Raw genomic sequence first — 8,795 nt, 5'->3', positions numbered from 1 at the left:
AGCCTGTAGTGGACTTTCACCACCGAGTATTCGCCCATGCAGGGCGCACAAAGAACCGAGAAACGTACCAACGGTACGTTCTCGATTCTAATTGGTAGAATAATCGGCTACATACATAATTGTCACTGCACCCTCAGTCTTGACCAGACTTTTTTCTTTAAGGACAAAGTTTTTTAGCTTAGCCTAAAGATTTTTGGGTGGGTACAAAATTCGCTATTTCTTATACAGCCACTTACTCCACCGTCACACTCTTCGCTAAATTTCTTGGTTTATCCACATCACAGTCACGGTGCAAGGCTGCATAGTAAGAAATTAACTGTAACGGAATGACAGAAACAAGTGGTGAAAGTAATTCATTCACTACTGGTATGACATAGCGATCGTCGTCTGCTTCTAAGCCCTTCATCGAGATAATACATGGGTTTGCGCCACGAGCTGCTACTTCTTTGACATTTCCACGAATGCTTAGGTTCACATGTTCTTGGGTTGCTAGAGCGATGACGGGTGTTCCGTCTTCGATTAAGGCAATCGTTCCGTGCTTAAGCTCTCCACCAGCAAATCCCTCAGCCTGGATGTAGGAGATTTCTTTGAGCTTCAATGATCCTTCTAAACCAACAAAGTAGTCTAATCCACGACCGATGAAGAATGCATTACGAGTCGTTGTTAAGTACTGCCATGCGATCTCTTCCATTTCCTCTTTCGCATCACAGAGAACTTCCATTCCATTTGCAACGATTCCTAGCTCTTTCACTAAATCAAGATTCTGCATGAGCCCTTTTGACCTGGCTGTTACATCTGCTAGAATTGCTAATACTGCCATTTGTGCAGTATATGCTTTTGTTGAAGCAACTGCAATTTCTGGACCTGCATGGAGCAATAACGTATAGTCAGCTTCTCGCGATAATGTTGACCCTGCAACATTTGTGATTGTTAATGCGTTGTAGCCTAATTCTTTAATGTGAACAAGAACTGCTCGACTATCTGCTGTTTCGCCACTTTGAGTGATGAAAATGAATAATGGTTTCTCTGATAATAACGGCATATTGTATCCGAATTCACTTGAAACATGAACCTCGACCGGAATCTGTGCCATTTTTTCAATAAAATGCTTGCCGACAAGTCCTGCATGATAGCTTGTTCCCGCTGCAATAATATAGATACGGTCAGCTTCATTCATCGCTTCCAAAATATCGGCATTAATTTCTAATTCTCCAGCTTCATTTTGGTACTCCTGAATAATTCGACGCACCACTAATGGCTGCTCATCGATTTCCTTTAGCATATAGTGAGGATATGTTCCTTTTTCAATTTCACTTGCATCAATTTCTGCTGTATAAGGAGAACGTTCAATTAAGTCTCCAGCAAGATTTTTAATCGTTACCACTTCTTTTGTTACGATAACAATCTCACGGTCCATTAACTCAACATATTGATCTGTAACCTGCAGCATTGCCATTGCATCACTTGCAACAACATTGAATCCATCACCTAGACCAACTAATAATGGACTTTTATTCTTTGCCACATAAATCATTTCATTATTTTGCTTATCTAATAACGCAATCGCATATGACCCTTTTAACTGGCCTAATGTTTTACGGAAAGCAGCTTCTACTTCCATTCCTTGCTTAACAAGTTGTTCAAGAACCTGTACAACTACTTCTGTATCTGTATCACTTTTTAGCTCAACGTTTTGTAAATATTCGTCTTTCAACTGTACATAATTTTCAATTACACCGTTGTGAACGAGTGTGAAACGTCCTGTATTTCCTTGGTGTGGGTGTGCATTAACTTTGCTAGGTGCACCATGTGTTGCCCAGCGTGTGTGTCCAATTCCAACAGATGCAAAGACAGATGGATCCACCGTTTCACGCAATGTTGCAATTCGTCCCTTTTCTTTGAAGACATGTACGCCTTCCTCATTCATAACTGCAATACCTGCAGAGTCATACCCTCTATATTCAAGCTTTTCTAGCCCTTTTAGTAAAATTTCCTTCGAGTCTTGTTGTCCAATATAACCTACGATTCCGCACATAATTCCAAGTCCTCCCTAAAAAAGGGAACAAGAAAGCACGGGGCTTTTCTTGCCCCTTTTTTATAGTATTTGGTTTTTAATCATCATATCCTTTCGTTTGTCCAAAAGGTTGCCCCTTTGTTTTACATAAAAGGATTTTCGGTTGTGAATGTGCAACCGGGAGGCATCCGCCGAAAAATTCGATAATCCTCCACCTCGTCAACTAAATCATTAACCAATGTGGAATCTCCCCATTGTTATGTTTTCCGTACATTGATTTAGTTCTGGCGCTTTTATAAAACGTAATACTCCTCTATCCTCCCTTCATTATTAGTGGTAGAACAAGTCATATCATACACCACTCCTTTATATAACGTCAATTAAAAAGATGGAGATGAAAATCCCCTCTTTACTAAAAAAATATGCATAAGCGAGCAACTTCGTGCCACTTATGCATAAAATTGAAACAAGTATCTTATTATTCTGCTCCCATTTCTTCCTGTACTACCTTAACGATTCGTTCAACATACTCTTTACATTCTTCCTCAGTTGGTGCCTCAGCCATTACTCTCACTAATGGTTCAGTACCAGAAGGTCGAACTAAAATCCGTCCATTTCCGCTCATTTCTTGCTCAACTTGATCAATTATACTTTTAATTGTCGGGTTTTCAGCAACTTTATACTTATCTGTCACTTTTACATTCACAAGTAATTGAGGGAATGATTTCATTTCGCTCGCAAGCTGAGACAATGGCTTTTGTGTCATTTTCATGATATTGACTAATTGAAGCCCTGTTAATAGTCCATCACCAGTTGTATTATAATCTAGAAAAATAATATGACCTGATTGCTCGCCTCCAAGATTAAAGCCGCCTTTCTTCATCTCTTCAACCACATAACGGTCACCTACTGCTGTTTGGGCACTTTGTATTTCATTCGCTTCAAGCGCCTTATAAAAACCAAGATTACTCATAACAGTGGATACGACTGTTTGATGTTTTAATCGACCTTGTTCTTTCATGTGCTTAGCACATATGTACATAATCTGGTCCCCATCCACGATCTTACCATTTTCATCAATCGCAATAAGTCGATCTCCATCACCATCGAATGCTAGTCCAACATCAGCACCCTTTTCCTTGAGGAATTCTGCTAGTGCTTCTGGATGTGTTGAACCAACACCTGCATTAATATTAAGTCCATTTGGTGAAGTTCCCATTGTCGAAATGTCTGCATCCAAATCTGCAAATAAATGAGTTGCTAATGAAGAGGTTGCTCCATGTGCACAATCTAGCGCAACATGAATTCCTGAGAAATCCTCACTCACTGTTTGTTTTAAAAATTGGAGGTATTTTTGTCCACCTTCAAAATAATCATTAACGAGTCCTAAATCAGCACCTACTGGACGAGGTAATTGATCTTCAGGTAATTCCAAGAGATCTTCTATTTCCTTTTCCTGTTCATCTGAAAGCTTAAAGCCATCTGGGCCAAAAAATTTGATTCCATTGTCTTGAACTGGATTATGTGAAGCAGAGATCATGACACCTGCTTCAGCCCCTAATGCCTTTGTTAAATATGCCACTCCAGGGGTTGAAATAACCCCCAACCTCATAACTTCTGCACCAATTGATAGTAATCCCGCTACTAATGCACCTTCTAGCATGTGGCCGGAAATTCGAGTATCTCTGCCAATTAAAACCTTTGGTCTATCCTTATCCTTTGTTAAAACATACCCACCAAAACGACCAACCTTAAATGCAAGCTCAGGGGTTAATTCACTATTTGCAATCCCACGGACACCATCAGTACCAAAATATTTTCCCATGTTTATCGCTCCTTTACAGCATATCCTGCTATTCTATTTCTGAAATACTTACTTTAGCCTTCTCCACCGGTAAAACCCAAGTTATATTTTGTGGGCCATTCACTTTGATGTCTACATCATGTTCGCCAATTTCTAGGTTCGTGACATCCACATACAAATCAAAATCTGTTGGGCTTATCCCATTTAAAATGCTTGGAGCACCCATTATTTCAAGATCAAGGATACCTGTTGATGGATCTAAAAATGCGATTTCAAACTGATCACCTAAACCATTACTTCTAATTGGTATGTCAGAAAGACTTCTTTTTTCTTCTTTTTCAACATTTATCTTAATTTCAACTTTCTCTGGAGAAACCTTAGTTACTCCTTTTGGAACTGGGACACTTACTTCAAGTGTCGTATTCTCAGTTATTTTATCAACATCCACCATAATGTCTTCCAGAGAAGTAATTGAATCGATTACTTCCTTTGGACCGTAGATGGTTACTTCCTTAGGGAGAGATGAAATCTCAAGAAGACTTAACCCTTCTGCCAGTTCTCCCTTTTGTTTCACATTTAACGATAAGGTCTTACTAGGGCTTAAAATTGGGACAGTTACTTCAACAACAGAAGGCTCCACTGATACTGATAATACGTTCTGATTTTTATCATATACAGCAACCCTAGATTCTTGTATTAACGTATCTTTAACACCCTTGAGATCGACAACTGCCTTTACTAATGCAATTTTGTCTATTTCTTCTTTTGCTCCAGTTATTTTAACAACATTTGGTTTCACAACTGGCTGTTCAGTCTTGTATCCATCTTCTAGCTGGTTCTTATTAACAAAGTCTACCTCTACAGAGAATTCCTTCGTTACTTTTTCTTGAATGACGACTGTAATTTCAGCAGGCTCTATTTTTACTTGTATTTTATCTGATATATTTCGATATTGTAGTTTCACTTTATGCGTACCAATTGCAAGATCCGTTAAGTCAGCATACACTTCAATTTCTTTTTGAAGTCCAGCTTTTTTCGTTACACCCGACGGCCCTTCAATTGCTACGTTTACAAATTGCGGTACACCGGACACTACAAGATTTTTTTCATCATAATAAGTATTTACAGGGATTTCTGTTAGTGTATCCTTATAATCTGAAGTAATGGACCATCCCCCAGGAGTATTCGGTGTGGATTTATTTTCAAACGCCACCGATGTAAAAAGAAGTAAAGCAAGTAACAATGCGATAATCCGTATGACCCAGCGATTATCCATTAATTTATCCATTCTTTTTCCCCCTCCATTGCCAAATTGATTGAGAGGTATTACGTTCTTTAATTTTTAACTCTTGTTCAAGTAATTCTCGGAATTGGTCTTGTTTTAAATCTCTGTGAAGTTCTCCGTTTTTTGTAAGAGACACACTACCTGTTTCCTCTGAGACAATGATAGTAATACTGTCTGTAACCTCACTTATACCAAGAGCAGCTCTATGACGAGTCCCTAACTCCTTTGATATAAAAGGACTTTCGGAAAGAGGAAGATAACATGCTGCCGCAGCAACTTGATTTTTCTGGATGATTACTGCCCCGTCATGTAATGGTGTATTTGGTATAAAAATATTAATTAATAGTTCTGAGGAAATAACAGATTGTAATGGAATTCCTGTCTCAATATAGTCACTCATTCCCGTCTCACGCTCGATTGAAATCAAAGCTCCAATCCGGCGTTTCGCCATATAATCTGTTGCCTTCGTAATGGCCTCAATAAGTTTCGTTTGTTCGTCTTCTTCTTCGTTCCCCGATCTTGAGAATATTTTCCCACGTCCTAATTGCTCAAGTGCCCTTCTTAATTCGGGTTGGAAAATAATAACAATAGCTAAAAATCCCCAGTTTATTGCTTGATCCACTAACCAAAACAATGTATGTAGTTCCAGAAGGCTGCTTAGCATCCTTACAAAAATAATGACGACAATTCCCTTGAGTAACTGAACTGCTTTTGTCCCTCGTATCACCATCATTAATTTATATATCACATACCAAACAAGGAGAATATCTATCACATTGCCGAGGTAACCTAAAAATGGGAGTTCTTCAAATGACATTCTCACACTTCCTCTACAAATAATCCAATATCCAAACATTTTAACCTTTCAATTATATCATAAAACTTTCCTACTCTAATTACAAATCAGGTGAAATTTAACAAGGGCTAGAGAAAAAAGGCCATCACTTTCGATGGCCTTTAATTATTGCATTTGCAACTCTTCTTTGTCAAAAATATGAACTGCATCCTTGCTTACCTTTTTAATATTGTACCAAAGCCATTCAAACATTTGATTGACCTCTTTTATATCACCTGTTACTTGACCTGCTGAGGCCATGTATTTTTCTCCATTAATCACTGTTACATTTCCTTCAACTTGTCCTTCAATTATGAGCTTGCCATTTCTAACGACAACATCGCCCTTTACTACTTCTCCTTCTGGAACAGTTACTGTATTATTCTCTATTATCAAATTGCTTTGATTGGAAACTGAGAATTCCTCATTTTCATTCCATAATGAAAAGACGCTCCCCCCCATTAAAAGAAGAAATAAAGATGCTGCTGTTAAAAGTGGATGACTTCTAAACCATCTTCTAAATCCTACCGTCCGTTTTTCCTTAGGTAAATTAGCCATTACCTTCATGGTAAAATCACTAGGTGCAGAAATATGAGAAGTACTCTGTACGAGAGCAATTGTCTTTTTTAGTTCATGAAAATGCTGATTGCACGACTCACATTCATGCAGATGTTCCCTTAATAATTTTTCCTCATCTACTGATATATCTTCATCTAAGTATCTATGCATTAGCAGTTCAATATCTTCTGAGCAATTCATTTTATTCTTCACCCCTATACATGTCGAAGTTGGCGTCTTAAGGCTTCCCGGCCTCTATGAATTCTTGTCTTAACCGTACCGACTGGTAAATCAAGTATTTCACCAATTTCTTTTAATGAAAACTCCTCAATATATTTTAATACGATAACCGATCGATATTTATCAGGTAGCTTAAGTATTTCGGCTTGAATTAATTCCTTTAATTCAAGACTTTCTACTTCATCCTCAGGTAGAGCTACGTCCGCAGCAACCTGTGAATACATCGTAAGGCCTTCTGCCCCAGCAATTTCTGCATCCAAATAATAGTCTGGCTTTTTCTTACGTATTCGGTCAATCGACAGATTAGTAGCAATTCGATACAGCCATGTAGAGAACTTCTTATTTATATCATAACTGTGGATATTTACGTAAGCCCTAATAAAAGCTTCTTGTGAAATATCCTCTGCCTCATGACGATTCCCAAGCATTCGATAGCATAATTGAAACACCTTATCTTTGTAAATTTCAACTATTTCCGCAAAGGCACTTTGGTCACCATTTCTAATCTGTCTAATTCTATTTTTAACTATTGTCTCCATTTATTAACCTCCGCTCATTGCGGGTATAGATATTTTACGAACCAAAAATAAAAAGGTTTCATTTTTCCCCGATTATCTTATTTTAACAAATTATGGCTACTAAATGTTTAATATTTTTCAACTAAAAAAACAGTAACTCGTAGAATATTGAGTTACTGCTAATCTTCTTCAAATTATAATAGCTTTTCACCAAATAATGAACCCATAAGAGCAACAGCAACAGTAGCTGTTTTATTTTTGTCATCTAATATAGGATTTACCTCAACAAATTCAGCAGAGGTTATAATTTTTGCATCCTCTAGCATTTCCATAGCTAGGTGACTTTCCCTGTAACTAATGCCTCCTAGTACCGGTGTACCCACCCCTGGAGCATCATGCGGATCCAGACCATCCAAATCTAATGATAAGTGTACTCCATCTGTTCTTTCCTTAAGATAATCAATTGCCTCAGCCATTACAGTAGCCATACCTAGTTGATCAATTTCATGCATTGTATATACTTTAATCCCTATTTCCTTAATTAGCTTTTTCTCACCTTCATCAAGTGATCTTGCACCGATAATAACTATATTTTCAGGTTTAATCTTCGGACTATAACCAGCAATATTTGTTAAAGCTGGATGGCCAATTCCCAAGCTAGCAGCAAGTGGCATTCCATGAATATTACCAGTTGGAGATGTTTCAGCCGTATTTAAATCCCCGTGAGCATCATACCAAATAACCCCAAGATTCTTATAGTGCTTAGCAACACCCGCTAATGTTCCAATCGCAATGCTATGATCCCCACCAAGTACAAGTGGAAATTCACCTTTTGTAATGACCTCATCTACTTTAGCAGCGAGTTTTTCGCTTGCATCTGAAACACCTTTTAAATTTCTCAGGTTACCTTCTTGATTGTCTGTTATCTTTTGTGCTCTAGCGATTTCAATATCGCCTAAATCATCTATTTTATAATTAAGCTGTTCTAATCTTTCTGTTACGCCTGCATAACGTATCGCACTCGGTCCCATATCTACTCCACGACGCATTTGACCAAGATCCATGGGTACACCGATTATTGAAATATTCTTTTTCATTCCGATTTACCTCCTTCTCCCTACTCCTTATTTTACCTGTTTCTGATAGAATGACTCAACTCGACAAATTCATGTATATATATACGATTTGTTAATAAAAATCAGAAAGAGAGAAATGGTGATTTTTAACAAATAAAAAACTATAAATCCACTTGGATCTATAGTATGCATTCGAATAATTGGTGGAGCCTAGCGGGATCGAACCGCTGACCTCCTGCGTGCAAGGCAGGCGCTCTCCCAGCTGAGCTAAGGCCCCAATATAATATCATTTCTTTTCTGGAGCGGAAGACGAGGTTCGAACTCGCGACCCCCACCTTGGCAAGGTGGTGTTCTACCACTGAACTACTTCCGCAAAATGGTGTGAGTTGTTTTACTAACGCCAAAAAACATTGGTGAGCCATGAAGGATTCGAACCTTCGACCCTCTGATTAAAAGTCAGATGCT

General features: G+C 38.2%; 7 protein-coding genes and 2 tRNA genes. All 9 read right to left on the bottom strand.

Annotated features, from left to right (window positions below; translation table 11 throughout):
• Positions 1 to 232: 232 nt before the first annotated feature.
• Positions 233 to 2,035: a glutamine--fructose-6-phosphate transaminase (isomerizing) gene (glmS, locus tag MJG50_RS21820; RefSeq protein ID WP_240257886.1), complete on the bottom strand. Its 1,803-nt coding sequence runs from the start codon at positions 2,033 to 2,035 to the stop codon at positions 233 to 235.
• 457 nt (positions 2,036 to 2,492) lie between these two features.
• On the bottom strand, positions 2,493 to 3,839 hold the full coding sequence (gene glmM / locus MJG50_RS21815; RefSeq protein WP_240257885.1) for a phosphoglucosamine mutase: 1,347 nt from the start codon (positions 3,837 to 3,839) through the stop codon (positions 2,493 to 2,495).
• A gap of 28 nt (positions 3,840 to 3,867) precedes the next feature.
• A complete protein-coding gene (locus MJG50_RS21810) occupies positions 3,868 to 5,106 on the bottom strand; it encodes a CdaR family protein (protein WP_240257884.1) in 1,239 nt (412 codons plus the stop codon).
• Complete coding sequence (gene cdaA, locus MJG50_RS21805) at positions 5,099 to 5,920, bottom strand: diadenylate cyclase CdaA (protein WP_240257883.1); 822 nt, start codon at positions 5,918 to 5,920, stop codon at positions 5,099 to 5,101. Before cdaA ends, MJG50_RS21810 begins: the two co-directional genes overlap by 8 nt.
• A gap of 144 nt (positions 5,921 to 6,064) precedes the next feature.
• Positions 6,065 to 6,697, bottom strand: a complete 633-nt coding sequence (locus MJG50_RS21800; protein ID WP_240257882.1) for an anti-sigma factor family protein — start codon at positions 6,695 to 6,697, stop codon at positions 6,065 to 6,067.
• 14 nt (positions 6,698 to 6,711) lie between these two features.
• Positions 6,712 to 7,275 carry an RNA polymerase sigma factor SigW gene (gene sigW / locus MJG50_RS21795; protein ID WP_240257881.1) on the bottom strand — a complete coding sequence of 188 codons (564 nt, stop codon included), beginning with the start codon at positions 7,273 to 7,275 and terminating at the stop codon, positions 6,712 to 6,714.
• Between the two features lie 173 nt (positions 7,276 to 7,448).
• Positions 7,449 to 8,351, bottom strand: coding sequence for an arginase (rocF, locus tag MJG50_RS21790; protein WP_240257880.1), 903 nt, complete (start codon positions 8,349 to 8,351; stop codon positions 7,449 to 7,451).
• A gap of 180 nt (positions 8,352 to 8,531) precedes the next feature.
• Positions 8,532 to 8,607: transfer RNA gene (locus tag MJG50_RS21785), tRNA-Ala, on the bottom strand.
• A gap of 21 nt (positions 8,608 to 8,628) precedes the next feature.
• Positions 8,629 to 8,703: transfer RNA gene (locus MJG50_RS21780), tRNA-Gly, on the bottom strand.
• Between the last annotated feature and the right edge of the window lie 92 nt (positions 8,704 to 8,795).

Source organism: Fredinandcohnia quinoae (assembly GCF_022427965.1).
GTDB lineage: Bacteria > Bacillota > Bacilli > Bacillales > Bacillaceae_L > Ferdinandcohnia > Ferdinandcohnia quinoae.
This window is presented reverse-complemented; position numbering and strand designations above follow the sequence as displayed.

Coding starts and splice junctions, on each gene's coding strand:
- cdaA (WP_240257883.1), bottom strand. CDS start 5,920: ATGTCATTTGAAGAACTCCCATTTTTAGGTTACCTCGGCAATGTGATA.
- MJG50_RS21800 (WP_240257882.1), bottom strand. CDS start 6,697: ATGAATTGCTCAGAAGATATTGAACTGCTAATGCATAGATACTTAGAT.
- MJG50_RS21810 (WP_240257884.1), bottom strand. CDS start 5,106: ATGGATAAATTAATGGATAATCGCTGGGTCATACGGATTATCGCATTG.
- sigW (WP_240257881.1), bottom strand. CDS start 7,275: ATGGAGACAATAGTTAAAAATAGAATTAGACAGATTAGAAATGGTGAC.
- rocF (WP_240257880.1), bottom strand. CDS start 8,351: ATGAAAAAGAATATTTCAATAATCGGTGTACCCATGGATCTTGGTCAA.
- glmM (WP_240257885.1), bottom strand. CDS start 3,839: ATGGGAAAATATTTTGGTACTGATGGTGTCCGTGGGATTGCAAATAGT.
- glmS (WP_240257886.1), bottom strand. CDS start 2,035: ATGTGCGGAATCGTAGGTTATATTGGACAACAAGACTCGAAGGAAATT.